At 66.2% G+C, this 14,234-nt stretch carries 8 protein-coding genes; 2 read left to right on the forward strand and 6 right to left on the reverse strand.

What is annotated here, in order from left to right:
• Nucleotides 1–86: 86 nt before the first annotated feature.
• Together acs and A9D12_RS08510 are read left to right on the forward strand one after the other, a co-directional pair.
• Nucleotides 87–2,012, forward strand: coding sequence for an acetate--CoA ligase (gene acs / locus A9D12_RS08505; RefSeq protein WP_068350887.1), 1,926 nt, complete (start codon nt 87–89; stop codon nt 2,010–2,012).
• The gene (locus A9D12_RS08510; protein ID WP_068350888.1) at nt 2,012–2,650 is read left to right on the forward strand and encodes a response regulator transcription factor; all 639 of its coding nucleotides are present in this window, start codon (nt 2,012–2,014) and stop codon (nt 2,648–2,650) included. Before acs ends, A9D12_RS08510 begins: the two co-directional genes overlap by 1 nt.
• Here the strand turns inward: A9D12_RS08510 and A9D12_RS08515 are convergent.
• The 6 genes from A9D12_RS08515 to A9D12_RS08540 all read right to left on the reverse strand — a co-directional run bounded on the left by A9D12_RS08515 (nt 2,620) and on the right by A9D12_RS08540 (nt 14,063).
• Nucleotides 2,620–6,006 (reverse strand): sensor histidine kinase, encoded by a 3,387-nt coding sequence (locus tag A9D12_RS08515; RefSeq protein WP_068350889.1) that lies wholly within the window; start codon nt 6,004–6,006, stop codon nt 2,620–2,622. The two genes, A9D12_RS08510 and A9D12_RS08515, sit on opposite strands and share 31 nt — an antisense overlap.
• 109 nt (nt 6,007–6,115) lie before the next feature.
• Nucleotides 6,116–7,786 carry an MFS transporter gene (locus A9D12_RS08520; protein ID WP_068350890.1) on the reverse strand — a complete coding sequence of 557 codons (1,671 nt, stop codon included), beginning with the start codon at nt 7,784–7,786 and terminating at the stop codon, nt 6,116–6,118.
• Nucleotides 7,787–7,913: 127 nt separating this feature from the next.
• Nucleotides 7,914–8,348 (reverse strand): META domain-containing protein, encoded by a 435-nt coding sequence (locus A9D12_RS08525; protein ID WP_068350891.1) that lies wholly within the window; start codon nt 8,346–8,348, stop codon nt 7,914–7,916.
• 152 nt (nt 8,349–8,500) lie between these two features.
• Complete coding sequence (locus tag A9D12_RS08530; RefSeq protein WP_068350892.1) at nt 8,501–8,800, reverse strand: hypothetical protein; 300 nt, start codon at nt 8,798–8,800, stop codon at nt 8,501–8,503.
• Between the two features lie 117 nt (nt 8,801–8,917).
• Nucleotides 8,918–11,797 carry a M16 family metallopeptidase gene (locus A9D12_RS08535; protein ID WP_068350893.1) on the reverse strand — a complete coding sequence of 960 codons (2,880 nt, stop codon included), beginning with the start codon at nt 11,795–11,797 and terminating at the stop codon, nt 8,918–8,920.
• Nucleotides 11,798–11,849: 52 nt separating this feature from the next.
• On the reverse strand, nt 11,850–14,063 hold the full coding sequence (locus tag A9D12_RS08540; RefSeq protein ID WP_068350894.1) for a penicillin acylase family protein: 2,214 nt from the start codon (nt 14,061–14,063) through the stop codon (nt 11,850–11,852).
• Nucleotides 14,064–14,234: the final 171 nt, after the last annotated feature.

The raw sequence follows: 14,234 nt of genomic DNA on the forward strand, positions 1-14,234 counted from the left end.
GTTGGAGGATGGTCGTAAGACCTTTGTCTGAGGGCGCGGGACTGATAGCCTGATGTAAAGACAGGCCGAGATTAGGGAGAGTCGAGATGATCCACGCCGTTGAGCGGCCCGAGGCCCACACGCCCACGCACTGCACGCCCGAGCAATATGCCGCGATGTACCGCGCGTCGGTGGACACGCCCGACGCCTTCTGGCTCGATCAGGCAAGGCGGCTCGACTGGGTCAAGGCGCCCACGATCGGCGGGCAATGGTCCTATGACCCCGTGGCGATCGCATGGTTCGCGGACGGGCAATTGAACCTGTGCCATAATGCGGTCGACCGGCACCTGCCCACCCATGCCGATACCACGGCGCTGATTTTCGAACCCGACGATCCCGCCGGCGAGAGCCGCAGTCTCACCTATGGTCAGTTGCACGCCGAGGTCGTGCGGATGGCCAACGCGCTGAAATCTTTGGGCGTGACCCGCGGCGAGCGGGTGACGATCTATATGCCGATGATCCTCGAAGGCGTGGTCGCGATGCTTGCCTGCGCGCGGCTCGGGGCGGTGCATTCGGTGGTGTTTGGCGGCTTCTCGCCCGAGGCGCTGGCCGGAAGGATCGAGGACTGCGGCAGCCGCTTCGTCGTCACCGCCGACGAAGGCCTGCGCGGCGGCAAGCACATCCCCCTCAAGGCCAACGTCGATGCCGCGCTCGCCCATCCGGGCACCGATGTGGCAGGCGTGCTGGTGATCCCGCACACCGGCGGCGACATCGCGATGCAGGAGGGCCGCGACCACTGGCTCGCCGATCTTGCCAGCGACGCGGATTGCCCCTGCGAGGTGATGAACGCGGAAGACCCGCTGTTCATCCTTTACACCTCGGGTTCGACCGGCAAGCCCAAGGGCGTGCTCCACACCACCGGCGGCTACGGCGTGTGGACGGCGACGACGTTCCACTACATCTTCGATTACCAGCCGGGTGAGGTGTTCTGGTGCACCGCCGATATTGGCTGGGTCACGGGGCACAGCTACGTCGTCTACGGCCCGCTGATGAACGCTGCGACCGCGGTGGTGTTCGAAGGCGTGCCCAATTACCCCGATCACGGGCGCTTCTGGGACGTGGTCGACAAGCACGGCGTCAACATCATCTACACCGCCCCCACCGCGATCCGCGCGTTGATGCGCGAGGGTGATGCCCATGTGACCAGCCGCAGCCGCGCCTCGCTGCGCCTGCTCGGCAGCGTCGGCGAGCCGATCAACCCGGAAGCCTGGCGCTGGTATTTCGACGTGGTGGGCGAGGGCCGCTGCCCGATCATCGACACCTGGTGGCAGACCGAAACCGGCGGCTGCATGATCACCACGCTCCCCGGCGCGCACGACATGAAACCGGGGAGCGCAGGGCTGCCGTTCTTCGGCATCCGTCCGCAGCTCGTCGACAACGAGGGCGCGGTGCTGGAGGGCGCGACCGAGGGCAACCTCACCATCACGCACAGCTGGCCCGGGCAGGCGCGCACAATCTATGGCGACCATGACCGTTTCGGGCAGACCTATTTCAGCACCTACACGGGCAAGTATTTCACCGGCGACGGGTGCAAGCGCGACGAGGACGGATATTACTGGATCACCGGCCGGGTCGACGATGTCATCAATGTCTCGGGCCACCGCATGGGCACTGCCGAGGTCGAGAGCGCGCTGGTGCTGCACGCCCGCGTGGCCGAGGCCGCGGTCGTCGGCTATCCGCACGATATCAAGGGGCAAGGCATCTACTGCTACGTCACGCTCAATGCGGGCGAGGAGGGCACCGACGCACTGCTCGCCGAGCTGAAGGCGCATGTGCGCAAGGAAATCGGCCCGATCGCGACGCCCGACGTGATCCATTTCACCGATGGTCTTCCCAAGACCCGTTCAGGCAAGATCATGCGCCGGATCCTGCGCAAGATCGCCGAGAACGATTTCGGTTCGCTGGGCGATACCTCGACGCTGGCCGACCCCGGTCTTGTCGACCGACTGATCGACGGTCGGCAGAACCGCTGATGCAGCCCCGTATCGTCATTGCCGACGATCATCCGCTGTTCCGCGGCGCGCTCGCCCATGCGGTCGCGCGGGTCTGGCCGGGTGCGGCGGTGTTCGAGGCGAGTTCGGCGGCCGAGGCGCGGGCCGCCTTGCAGGCGGGCGGGGCCGAATGCCTGCTGCTCGACCTGCACATGGCCGATTCCTCGGGCCTCAGCGTGCTGATGGACTTGCGGCAGGATTATCCTGCGCTGCCGATCGTGATCGTCTCCGCCTCGGAAGAGCCGCGCGTTGCGGCAGCGGCGGCACAACTGGGCGCGGCGGGCTTCATCCCGAAATCGGCCAGTCTCGATGCGATCCGCGAAGGTTTGGCGGCGGTGCAGGGCGGCGATGCCTGGTTTGCGGAAGGCCACGCAGGCGAGGACGACGATCTGGCCCGCATCGCCAGCCTTACCCCGGCCCAGCGGCGCATCCTTGCCGGGATCCGGCAGGGGCTGCTCAACAAGCAGATCGCCTATGAACTTTCGATCAGCGAGGCGACGGTCAAGGCGCACATCACCGCGATCCTGCGCAAGCTGGGGGTGGGCAGCCGCACCCAGGCGGTGCTGGTCGCCGCCAAGCTCGATGTCGATCAGCCGGTGGCAGAGCCCGCCCAAGCCTGATCGTTCGCGGCCGCGCGGCCTTCTGCCAGCGCGGTCGCGATGAGCGCCCGCAGCGCGGCCGGCGCGGCGGGTTTCAAGAGGCGATTGGCGAGCATCCGGGCTGCCGCAGCCTCAGTTTCGTCCGAGGCTTCCGCTGTCAGCAGGATCGCCGGACAGCGCGCGCCCCATTCCTCGCACAGCGCGGCAAACACCGCATCGCCGCGCTCCGGATCGTCGAGCCGGTAGTCCATGATCGCGATATCGGGGGGCGCGGGCATGGCCGTGCGCGCTTCGGCAAGGCTGGCAGCACCGGTGACGGACAGGCCCCAGCGGGCCAGCAGCGCGGCGGTGGCAGCCAGCGCGGCGGGATCGTTGTCGACCACCAGCACGCGGGCATGACCGAGGCCCCCTGCGCGCTGTGCGGGAAGCGGCGCGGGGGCGACCACGCTTTCGCGGCGCAGCACCGGCAGGCAGAGCGCAAAGCGGCTGCCCCGGCCCGGTATCGAGGTGGTTTCAACCTCGGCATCCAAGAGTGCCGCGGCACGCCTGACGATCGCCAGGCCCAGACCCAGCCCTTCGCGATCGGTCGAAGTCCCGCGTTCGAATTCGCCGAAGATCCGTTCGATGTTCTCCGGCGCAATCCCGCGCCCCGTGTCGTGGATGCAGATCACCGCCTGCGCCCCGCGCCGCCGCACCCCGATCAGGATTCTCCCGGTGGCCGTATAGCGCACAGCGTTGGCGAGGAGATTGCGCAGCACCGCGGTCAGCAACGCGCGGTCGGCCATCACCCAGACGCTGGTGGGCACGCGGGTCAGGCGCAGCCCCTTGGCCCGTGCCTGCAGCGTGAAATCGCGTGCGACATCCGCGAACAATTGGTCGAGCGCGATCGGTTCGGGCGCGGGCACGATCGCGCCGCTGTCCAGCCGCGAGATTTCCAGCAGCACCCGGATCAGCCGGTCCGCGGCAACGATCGACCCGTCGAGGTCGGCTACCAACCGCTCCAGCGCCGGCTGGCCGCTGATTTCTTCGCCAAGGGCCGAGGCAAACAGGCGCGCGGCGTTCAGCGGCTGGATCAGATCGTGGCTGGCTGCGGCAAGGAAGCGGGTCTTGGACTGGGTCGCCTGCGCGAGCAGGGCGTTGGCTTCTGAGAGCTGGCGGGTGCGCTGCGCGACCTTTTCTTCCAGCGCCTGTTCGGCCAGCCGGTCAGCCGTGATGTCGGTATAGGACGTCGTGTAACCGCCGCCGGGAGTCGGCGCGCCGACGATGCGCAGCACGCGGCCATCATGCTGGATGCGTTCGATCCGGTGTTCGGTTCCCGCGCGCATATAGGCGAGGCGGCGTTCGACCTGTTCGGTGATCTCGGCGCCGGACAGCTGCCCGCGGGCAAGGTTGAACCGGATCAGATCGGCAATCGGGGTGCCGACGCTCACCAGGCGGTCGGGCAGATCGAACAATTGCTGATAGCGGCTATTCCACGCCACCAGTCGCATCTCCCCGTCGACCAGCGCCACCCCCTGATCGATGCTTTCGATCGCGGTCTGGAGGAGGTCGGCGGAAAAGCCGAGCCGGCGGCTGGTCTCGTCGAACATCGCGACGACCTCGGGCAGGGGGATCGGATCGCCGCCGGCCCATGATCCCAGCAGCATCCGCGCCGAGGAGGTGCCAATGACGCCCGAAATCATGCGCTCGGCCAGTTCGAGGACGGCCGCTTCGGCAGGATCGGCATTACGCAGATCGAGCGAGGCGAGCGCCGCATCGGCGCGCTCGCGCCCGACGAACTGGGCCAGCAGCGCGCGCACATCGCCCACCCGCTTGGCAGTGCCGCGGCGCGGCATTGTGCCGGGGGGCTTGGTGCCGACAAAGGCGGCCGCCTGCGCCTGGTCGAGCAGCGACGGGCGCACGATCGCCGAGACCAGCCAGTACAGCGCGATATTGACCGCGAGACTGACGACCACGCCCGAAACCAGCGGATCGGGGTGGATGGCAAAGGGCGCTCTCGCTCCGGTGGCGGCGGGGACGATCAGCAGCACGAGCCACAGCGCAAATCCGGTGGCAAGCCCTGCGAGCATCCCGGCGCGGTTGCCGTGCTGGCTGACCATGCCCAGCACCAGCCCGGGCGCGAACTGCGCGGCAGCGGCAAAGGCCAGCGTGCCGAGCCCTGCCAGATCGGTGATCCCGGCAAACCCGCGATAGAAGGCATAGGCCGCTCCCAGCAGCACCCCGATCACCACGCGCCGGATCAGCAGCAGCCGGCGCGCGATGCGGCTGCGGTCGCCGCCCCCCGCCAGCGCCCGGCGCAGCAGCAGCGGCGCGACCAGATCGTTGGTGATCATGATCGACAGCGCCACACAGGCGACCACGATCATCCCGGTCGCCGCCGAAAGCCCGCCGATGAAGACCAGAATGGCCAGCATCGGCGCGCCGCTGGCGATGGGCAGGGCCAGCACGATGGTATCGGGATCGCTGCCTGCCGGAAGCACCACCTGTCCTGCCAGCACGATCGGCACGATCACCAGCGCGGTCAGAGCGAGATAGGCGGGGAGCACCCAGCGCATCTCTGGCGAGGCGCGTTCGCCCGGGGCTTCGATGAAAGTCATGTGGAACTGGCGTGGCAGGCACAGGATCGCTGCGGCCGCGATCAGCGTGAGAACAGCGAACCGCGCGTCGAACTGGCCCGGGGCAAGCAGCGCGGTCGTCGCAGCGGGCAGCGGTGCCTTGCCCGACATGAGCCAGCCCAGCGCCAGCGCGCCCACCGCCAGCAGCGCGGCAAGTTTCACCACCGCTTCGGCCGCGATGGTCAGCACAAGCCCCGCATTGGCGCCCGGCCGGTCGGCACGGCGCGCGCCGAACAGGACCGCGAACAGCCCCATCAGCATCGCGACGATCAGCACCAGTTCGTCAGCGGCCACCTGCGCGCGCAGCGACGGGTCGAGCAGCAGCAATGTGGTGCCGACCGATTCCAGCTGGAGCGCCATGTAAGGCAGCGTGCCCGCGGTGGCGATCACCGTGACCAGTGCGGCAAGGCTCGCGCTCTTGCCGTAACGGGCGGACAGGAAATCGGCGATCGATGTCGAATGCTGCGCCTTGGCTTGCACCAGAATGCGGCGCACCAGGCCGAAACCCAGTGTGAACACGAGGATCGGCCCCAGATAGATCGCGAGGTAATCGAGCCCGGCATTGGCCGCCGTGCCCACGCCGCCGAAAAACGTCCAGCTTGAACAATAGACCGCAAGGCTTAGGCCGTAGATGGTGCCCGCCCGGCGCGCGAGCCAGCCTTCGGCCTGCCCGCCGCGCGCCACCTTGTCGCGCCATGCGGCCAGCCAGAACAATCCGCCCAGATAAAGCGATGCAGCAGCCAGCGCCGCGCCCAGCATCATGATCCCGACCTCTCCCTCCTTCGCAAAGCTACTGCAAGCTCCTGCACAAGCAAAGGGGCGGCACCCTTTCCGGATACCGCCCCTTCCTTGCGACCCTTTGCGGGCACGGTTATTCGTCGATGTTGCGGCGGAACGTCTCGGGCAGGAACAACAGCCCCACCACCACAGTCAGCGCGCAGACGATGATCGGATACCACAGGCCATAGTAGATATCGCCGGTTGCTGCGACCATCGCGAAGGCGGTGGTGGGCAGGAACCCGCCGAACCAGCCGTTGCCGATGTGATAGGGCAGGCTCATCGCGGTATAGCGGATGCGGGTGGGGAACAGCTCCACCAGCAGCGCGGCGATCGGGCCGTAAACCATCGTCACCAGCAGCACGAGCCAGGTCAGCACGGCGATCACCAGCGGCATGTTGATCGCATCGGGATCGGCCTTGGCCGGGTATCCGGCTGCGGTGAGCGCAGCTTTCACCTCGTCCTGAAACGCCGTGATTGCCGCGTTGCGTTCCTCTCCCATTACTTTGGCCGGATCGGGCGCGGTGAAGGTCTGTGCGCCGATCCGGACCTGGGCGATGCTGCCTTCGGCCGCCTCCACTTTGGAGTAACTGACGGCGCCCTTGGCGAGGAAGGATTTGGCGATATCGCAGCTTTTGGCGTCGAACTTGTTCTTGCCGATCGGATCGAACTGGACCGAGCAATCGGCATCGTTGACGATCACGGTCACCGGCGCCGTGGCCTGTGCCTGTGCCAGCGCCGGATTGGCGGCCTTGGTAAGCAGGTGGAAGGCGGGGAAATAAGTCACCGCCGCCAGCGCGCAGCCGGTGAGGATGATCTTCTTGCGCCCGATCTTGTCCGACAGCCAGCCGAAGAAGATGAAGAACGGCGTGCCGATGGCAAGCGCGGTGGCGATAAGGATATTGGTGGTCGCGCCATCGACCATCAGGATCTTCTCAAGGAAGAACAGGGCGTAGAACTGGCCGGTGTACCACACCACCGCTTGCCCTGCGACCGCGCCAAGTAGTGCGATCAGCGCCCAGCGGCCGTTCTTCCAGTTGCCGAAAGCTTCGGAAATCGGCGCCTTCGAGTTGGTGCCTTCTTCCTTCATCTTCTGGAACACCGGGCTTTCCTGCAGCTGCATCCGGATCCACATCGACACGCCAAGAAGGATTGCCGAGATGAGGAACGGAAGGCGCCAGCCCCATTCCTTGAAGGCTTCCTCGCCGATCATCGTGCGGGTGCCGATCACTACCAGCAATGCTGCAAACAGGCCAAGAGTTGCGGTGGTCTGGATGAAGCTGGTGTAAAGCCCGCGCTTGTTGTTGGGGGCGTGTTCAGCGACATAAGTGGCAGCGCCGCCGTATTCGCCGCCCAGCGCGAGCCCCTGCACCAGACGCAGCACCAGCAGCAAGATCGGCGCGGCAACGCCGATGCTCGCATAGGAGGGCAGCACGCCGACCGTGAAGGTCGCCGCCCCCATCAGGCCCATCGTGACGAGGAAGGTGTATTTGCGCCCGACCAGATCGCCCAGCCGCCCGAACACCAGCGCGCCGAAGGGGCGCACCGCAAAGCCTGCCGCAAAAGCGGCGAGGGCAAAGATGAACCCGGTGGTCTCGTTCACTCCGGAAAAGAACTGTGCCGAGATGATCGTGGCCAACAGGCCGTAGAGGTAGAAGTCGTACCACTCGAACACCGTGCCCAGCGACGAGGCCAGAATGACGCGTTTTTCCGTCGCGCTGGCCTCGTGATGCTTGGGCATGGCGCCATCATATGCCGTTGCCATTGTCTCTCTCCCGCTTGTGCGCTCGATCCCGTGACCGTCCCTTGAGGCGGTCTTCCCATTCGAGGATTGCACAATCGCGCTTCAGGCAGCGCGGCGAAAGCTAGACAATGGTCGGACGGAGCGCGGACTATCGGTTCTGCGGCGCGAAGGAGAACCGCAAGTCCGGGGTCTCGATCACCAGTTGGCGCCCGTCGAGCGTGGTCGAATAACGCTCTGCCTCCGCTATGCGGGCAAGCTGGTTGCCGAAGCTGGGTTCGGGGCACATCGCGCGGGTACTGGCGACCGGGCCGATGTCAATATTGCCCGCGCCGCTGGACGGTTTGCCAGCGGTCCATGTCGACCGTCCGCGATTGCAATCGAGCCCGAGTTCGAGTGCGCCGCCTTCGGCAAAGGTGAGCGTATGGCGTTCCTGCAATGCAGGCGTCAAAGTGGTGGTGCTGCCGGCGGTATCGATCGCGGTCAGCTGCCAGCGGGTGCCGGTGAGCGGGTGATCGTCGGACACGGTGGCACAGCCTGCGATGGCGAAAGTGGCGGCAAGCAGCGCGGCGGCGGGCAGTTTCATGGGTGTTGTCCCCTTTTTGGTGAGCACGCGCATCTTTTACCCGGGGGTGATGAACGCTGCCAGTCTGGCGCGCACGGCAGGCGCAAAAAAGCCGCCGGGGCGCGGGCGCTCCGACGGCTTTTCGCAAAGTCTTAGCTGGGCCGCGCGGGCGATCAGCCTTCGCGGGTGCCCGACAGCGGCATCGCGCCGAACGCGCCGGCATTGACCGAACCGGTCAGGTTGTCGCCGTCGATGGTCGCTTCGCAATCGAGCGTCATCGGCATCGGCACGACCATGTTCATCTTCCACTTGATCGTGTTGCCTTCGATGGTGCCACCGGTGATGTCCATCGAACCCAGGCTGCCGATCAGCGAGCCCGAGAAGGTGTCGCCCTCGGGAACGACGGTCAGCGTGCCGGTCTGGTCGCCCATCGGGCTCTTGACGGTGGTCTTGTAGGTGCCTGCAACGGACATGTTCGAACTCCCTTGGGTTATGTTGCCCGCCCTTGATCGGGACCGGCATTGGAAAGATGCGCTATTTACACGAGTGTCAGCGCGCTTCAACTCCATTCGGGCCGAAGCGCGCCGCCGTCACAGCTTGCCCGCTTCGATATATTCGACCGGCATCCTGAGCCCTGCGATCTGGTCGTCGATCTGCTTGCGGTCGCCGACCACCACGATCACCAGATTATCGCTGCCCAGATATTGCTGCGCGGCGGCGTTGATCCGGCCCGCATCGAGCCCGCGGTAGATCTGCGGCAGCTTGGTCTGGTAATCCGCCGGACGGCCCAGCACCTGATTGCCAAGGATCGCGCCGAGAACCTGCCCGTTGGTCTGGAACCGGTTGGGCAGACCGCGGACGTTGCCTTCGGTCACGCGCTGCAGTTCGGTCTCATCGATGCCCTTGCTCGCCGGGAAGGCGGAAAGGTTGGCAAGGATCGCCTTGATCGAATCCGCGGTTCGGTCGGACTGCACCGGCGTGAAGACGGTGAAGGCACGCGGACCGACACCGGCGTTCAGCCCGCTGCGGATGCCGTAGGTCCAGCCCTTTTCCTCGCGCAGATCCATGTTGAGGCGCGACAGGAAACCATCGCCGATCACTTCATTGGCCAGTTCGAGCGCCTCCAGCCCGGTGGTCGTGCCGCGCACCGGCAGCACGCGGCCGAGCAGCAGCACGCTTTGCGGGCTGTTTGGGCGGTCGATCACCACCACGCGCGGACGCGCGGCAGGGACGCCGGCATCGAGGTTCTTGACCGGCCTGGCCGTGGCCGGCGCACGCCAGTCGCCGAAGCTCTGTTCGAGCGCGGCGACCAGTTCGGGCATGGTCACGTCGCCGACAACGGTGATCCGCGCATTGTCGGGCCTCAGCCAGCGCGCGTGTTCGGACTTGAGCGCGGCGGGATCGAGCGCTTCGACCACCTCGGGAAGGCCGCGTGCGCCAACCCCGCCATAGGGGTGATCCGCGCCGAACAGGATCGGGCCGATCGCGCGCTGGGCAAGCCCGACCGGATTGGCCCGGTCCTGCGCGATCGCGGCAAGCTGCTGGGTCTTGGCGCGCGCGACATCGTCGGCCTTGAAGGCGGGGTTGCGCACGATATCGGCCACCAGCGCGAGCGAGGGCACCAGATTGGCGGTCAGCGCGGTCATCTGCACCGTGTTGGTGTCGGTGCCCGTGCCGGTCGAAATCGACGCGCCCAGCCGCTCCTGCGCCACCGCGATCTGTTCGGCGGTAAGGGTGAGCGTGCCTTCGTCGAGCAGACCCATCATCAGCGACTGCGTGCCCGCGCGCGCCGCACCATCGGCGGCGCTGCCCGCATCGAAACTGATCGCCATGCTGATCTTGGGGATCGCACTGCGCCGCGCAAGCGCGACCTCGATTCCGTTCGAAAGCCGCGCGGTTTCCACCGCCGGGAAGGTCAGCGCGCCCACGGGCGCGACCGCCGGTGCCTCGCGCGGGGGCGCGGTGCGGGTGACGGGGATAGGGGTCTTGGGATCGGGGGAGATCGCACCGGCCGTCGCCTCGTCGCCCCAACCGCCCATCGTCGCCCCGTCGAGCGTGCGTTCGCCGGGCTCGATCGTCAGCGTATAGCTCGGCCGGCCCATCCAGCGCTGCATCGCGGCCTGCACCTGTGCCGGTGTGACGCGTGCCACCGCTTCAAGCTCGGCGCGGTAATGGCCCGCATCGCCGGTGTAGAGCAGCCCTTCGGCCAGCGTCGAACCCTTGCCGCCGAAGCCGCCCACCTGTTCGAGCGCGCTGATCTGGCCCGACACGATCTGCGTCGCGGCACGGGCCAACTCGTCGGGCGTGGGGCCGCGCGCGATCAGCTCGTCGATGATCGCGTTGAATTTCGCCTCGGCAACCGCCGGGTCGACTCCCGGCTTCACATCCATCTGCGCCTGCAGGAAGCTCAGTTGTTCATGCTGCTGCGCGCTTGCGGTGACCGAGACCGCCAGCTCGTCCCCGCGCACCAGCGCATTGTCGAGCCGCGAGGAAGCAAGCCCGCCCAGCACGGTCAGACCCGCAGCCAGCGGCACCGCGTCGGGGTGGGTGATCGCAGGGCCGGTCCAGCTGCGCAGGATCCGCGTGACCGGCACCTGATCGGTCATGGTCTCGCGCTTGTCCGCGGCCAGCGTCACCGGCTCGGCCGCTTTGCGCACCACCTCGGGACCGCGCGGGATCGCACCGAACCAGCGTTCGACCATCGGGCGCGCGGTCTTGGCGTCGATATCGCCCGCCAGCACCAGCACGACGTTGTTGGGCGCGTAATTGTCGGTGAACCACTTGCGCACATCGGTCAGGCTGGCAGCATCGAGATCGGCCATCGAGCCGATCGTCGAGTGGCGATAGGGGTGGCCGACCGGCAGCAGCCCCTCGGCGACCTTGTATTCGACGAGGCCGTAGGGATCATTGTCGCCCTGCCGCTTCTCGTTCTGGACAACGCCGCGCTGCTTGTCGAGCTTGTCCTGGCTGACCGCGCCGAGCAGATAGCCCATCCGGTCGCTTTCCATGAACAGCGCCAGATCGAGCGCGCCGGTCGGAACGGTTTCGACGTAGTTGGTGCGGTCATACCAGGTCGACCCGTTGGTGGAGGTGGAACCGGCCGCTTCCAGGGGAATGTCGAAATTCTCGACGTTTTCCGACCCGCCGAACATCAGGTGTTCGAACAGGTGGGCAAAGCCCGTGCGCCCGCGCGGCTCGCTCTTGCTGCCGACGCGGTAATAGGTGGTGACGCCGACCACGGGGCTCTTGCGGTCTTCGTGGACAAGCACGGTAAGACCATTCTCCAGCTCGAACTTTTCGTAAGGAATGTTCACCTTCTCAACCAGCGTCGGCAGCGCGGCCGGCGCTGGCTGGGCGGGGCTAACGGCGACAGGGGCCGAAGCCTGCGGGCCGGCAAGCGTGGGCGCACAGCCCGATGCCAGCACAGCGGCGAGCGCCGTAAGGCTGGCGGCAGCAAAACGATAGGTCATGGGACGAATGCTCCGGAGATAAAGACGGAAGTTCGGGACAGAGTATGGCGAATTAGCGGGCGTTGGTCACGGTCTTGCTTTTGCGGCGTGAGCTGGCCTGTGCCAGCAGGTCATCGCGCCAGAAATGCACCGGCTTCAGCTTGTGATCGACAAACAGGCGCATCTGGTCGGTGTAATGCGGGCTGGCGGGCCGGGTGGAGGCCGCGCCGAAAGGCTGGACCGACCGCGAGGATACCCGCGCGCCGGGCGCCCATTCGATCCACATGATGAAGCTGTCACCATGCTTGAGGCTGAGGCGACCGTCATCGTCAACATCCCACGTGGTCGCCGCGCGCAAGGTGTCCGAACCGCCATCGACCGGCAGATCGACATTGCCCTGCCGCAGCCGCACCAGATCGCCCTGCGGCGGGTCGAGCCTGCCGAAATGGGTCATAAGATGGTCAGCGGCCGCGTTCAGCTTCTGGGCGACATCGGGGAAGGGCTTGTTGTTGTAATCGGCGGCCATGAAATCGCGCAGCATCAGCATCGCGATTGCATCGGCTGCGCCCTTGCCATCGGCGGTGAAATCCCATGACAGCAGCAGATCGCGTGCCTTGGTTGTCTGCCCCTCGGCCTTCAGGCCCTCCAGCGCATCGAACAGCCGCGCGACATAACCTTCGCGCGCGTAGGCAGTGTCGTATTTGATCGCTTCCAATGCCGCGCGGTCGATCACGCCCGCCTCGGACAGGAGCTTGTATGCGCGGCGCGAGCGGTTGGTCTGTTTCAGCTCGATCCCCAGCGTGGGAGAAAACGCGGCAGGAACAAGATCGCTGCCTGCGCCCGCCGCGGTGAAGGGGGTGTTGTTCGAATTGTAGAGCCATCCGCTAGCCGGGTTCACGACCCGCGGCAGCGCGGTGTAATCGACCGAACCCTGCCAGATCAGATCGCTGCGATTACCCGGCAGGATGCTGCGCCAGTCGGCCTTGATGCCCTCGGGCCGCGCAGGGATCGCGGCGTTGTAGACATAGGCGATCGTCCCGGTCTTGTCGGCATAGATGAAATTGGTCGAAGGAATCGCGAGCCGCGACAGCTGGCCTTCCCATTCGGCAAAGGTCTTCGCCTTGTTCAGGCGGTAATAGGCATCGAGCTGCTGCAACTGCCCGATCCCGCCATAACGGATTGCAAACGCGCCCTTGGCATTGCGGATCACGGGGCCGTGCACCGAACGCAGGATTTCGCGGCGGATCGGCAGCACCACGGGTCCTAGCTTGACCGGCAGCGTCACCATCCGGCTTTCCAGATCGCGCCACTGCCCGTCGAGCCGGTAACGCGTGCCGCTATCGTCGAGCTCGAGCTGGTAGACGTCGATCATGTCGGGGGTGTTGACCGTGTTGGTCCAGCCCAGATGTTCGTTATGGCCGAGGAAGGGGAAGGGCGATCCCGGGAAATTCGCGCCGGCAAAGTGCCAGCCTTCGCCGCTTTCCACGACCAGTTCATACCACGCCACGCCGCCGCGCAGTGGCTGGTGCGAATTGGAGACGAGCGTGGTGATGCCGCCGCCCTTCCGCGGCGCGATGGCAAAGGCGTTCGAGCCCAGGTGTTCGGCATCCTCCCCCAGCGGGAGGACCAGCGTGCGGGCCTGCTGCGGAGCAGGGGCGGCAGGTTCCTGTGCGCCGGGCAGGGGGGCGCGCGGGAAACCTGGAATATCGGGGCCATGTTCGCGGCGCAGATCCTCGCCTGCGACAAGTGGCCCGATCACCGCGTCGAGCCCGAAGAAGAACGGCTGGCGCAATGCAAAGCCTGCGGCCACATCCATGCCGTTCACCGGGAACAGATTGGCCAGCTTCACCTCGCCCGGGTGCTCGCTGGCATATTGGTTGAGGCCCGCGGCATAAGCTTCGAAGAGCGCGCGGGTATCGGCGGGAAGCCTAGGATATTCGCGCTCCGCCGTGCCACGCGCATCGATCAGGTGATAGGCAAAATCAATCTTCGCGCCTTCCTCGCCTGCGATTGCGCCGTATCGCCCGCGGCTCATCGCAACGACATCCTGCAGCGTGAAGAAATCATCCTCGGCATGCGCGATTGCCACACCATAAGCAGTATCAGCGTCGGTTTTTCCGGTGATGCGCGGCACGCCCCATTCGTCGCGGATGATCTCGGCGGAATAGGTGCGCTGAGATTGCGGGGCGGCAGCCTCGGCCATGAACGGTTCCCACGTGGCAAGCCCTGCAACGCCAAGCACTGCCACCGCCAGCAGCGCAAAGCTGCCGCGTTTTACCCATTTCATGACCGATTTCTCTCCCAAATCGTGTGGTAACTCCATCGCTTGAGGCGCGGCCAAGGTCAAGGCGCGCACCTGCTCTTGCCGATCATGCTTGGCGAACCCACCTATCCGGGTAATACACCTGATTGCAGAAAATTCACCGCCGGCTCTTGTGTTGCCATTGTGCAACACCAT

The organism is Erythrobacter neustonensis, assembly GCF_001663175.1.
In the GTDB taxonomy this organism is placed as follows: domain Bacteria; phylum Pseudomonadota; class Alphaproteobacteria; order Sphingomonadales; family Sphingomonadaceae; genus Erythrobacter; species Erythrobacter neustonensis.

What these genes read in the sequence shown, in the direction of transcription:
- A9D12_RS08520 (WP_068350890.1), bottom strand. Translation starts at nt 7,786, where the DNA reads ATGGCAACGGCATATGATGGCGCCATGCCCAAGCATCACGAGGCCAGC.
- A9D12_RS08525 (WP_068350891.1), bottom strand. Translation starts at nt 8,348, where the DNA reads ATGAAACTGCCCGCCGCCGCGCTGCTTGCCGCCACTTTCGCCATCGCA.
- A9D12_RS08515 (WP_068350889.1), bottom strand. Translation starts at nt 6,006, where the DNA reads ATGATGCTGGGCGCGGCGCTGGCTGCTGCATCGCTTTATCTGGGCGGA.
- A9D12_RS08530 (WP_068350892.1), bottom strand. Translation starts at nt 8,800, where the DNA reads ATGTCCGTTGCAGGCACCTACAAGACCACCGTCAAGAGCCCGATGGGC.
- A9D12_RS08510 (WP_068350888.1), top strand. Translation starts at nt 2,012, where the DNA reads ATGCAGCCCCGTATCGTCATTGCCGACGATCATCCGCTGTTCCGCGGC.
- acs (WP_068350887.1), top strand. Translation starts at nt 87, where the DNA reads ATGATCCACGCCGTTGAGCGGCCCGAGGCCCACACGCCCACGCACTGC.
- A9D12_RS08535 (WP_068350893.1), bottom strand. Translation starts at nt 11,797, where the DNA reads ATGACCTATCGTTTTGCTGCCGCCAGCCTTACGGCGCTCGCCGCTGTG.
- A9D12_RS08540 (WP_068350894.1), bottom strand. Translation starts at nt 14,063, where the DNA reads ATGAAATGGGTAAAACGCGGCAGCTTTGCGCTGCTGGCGGTGGCAGTG.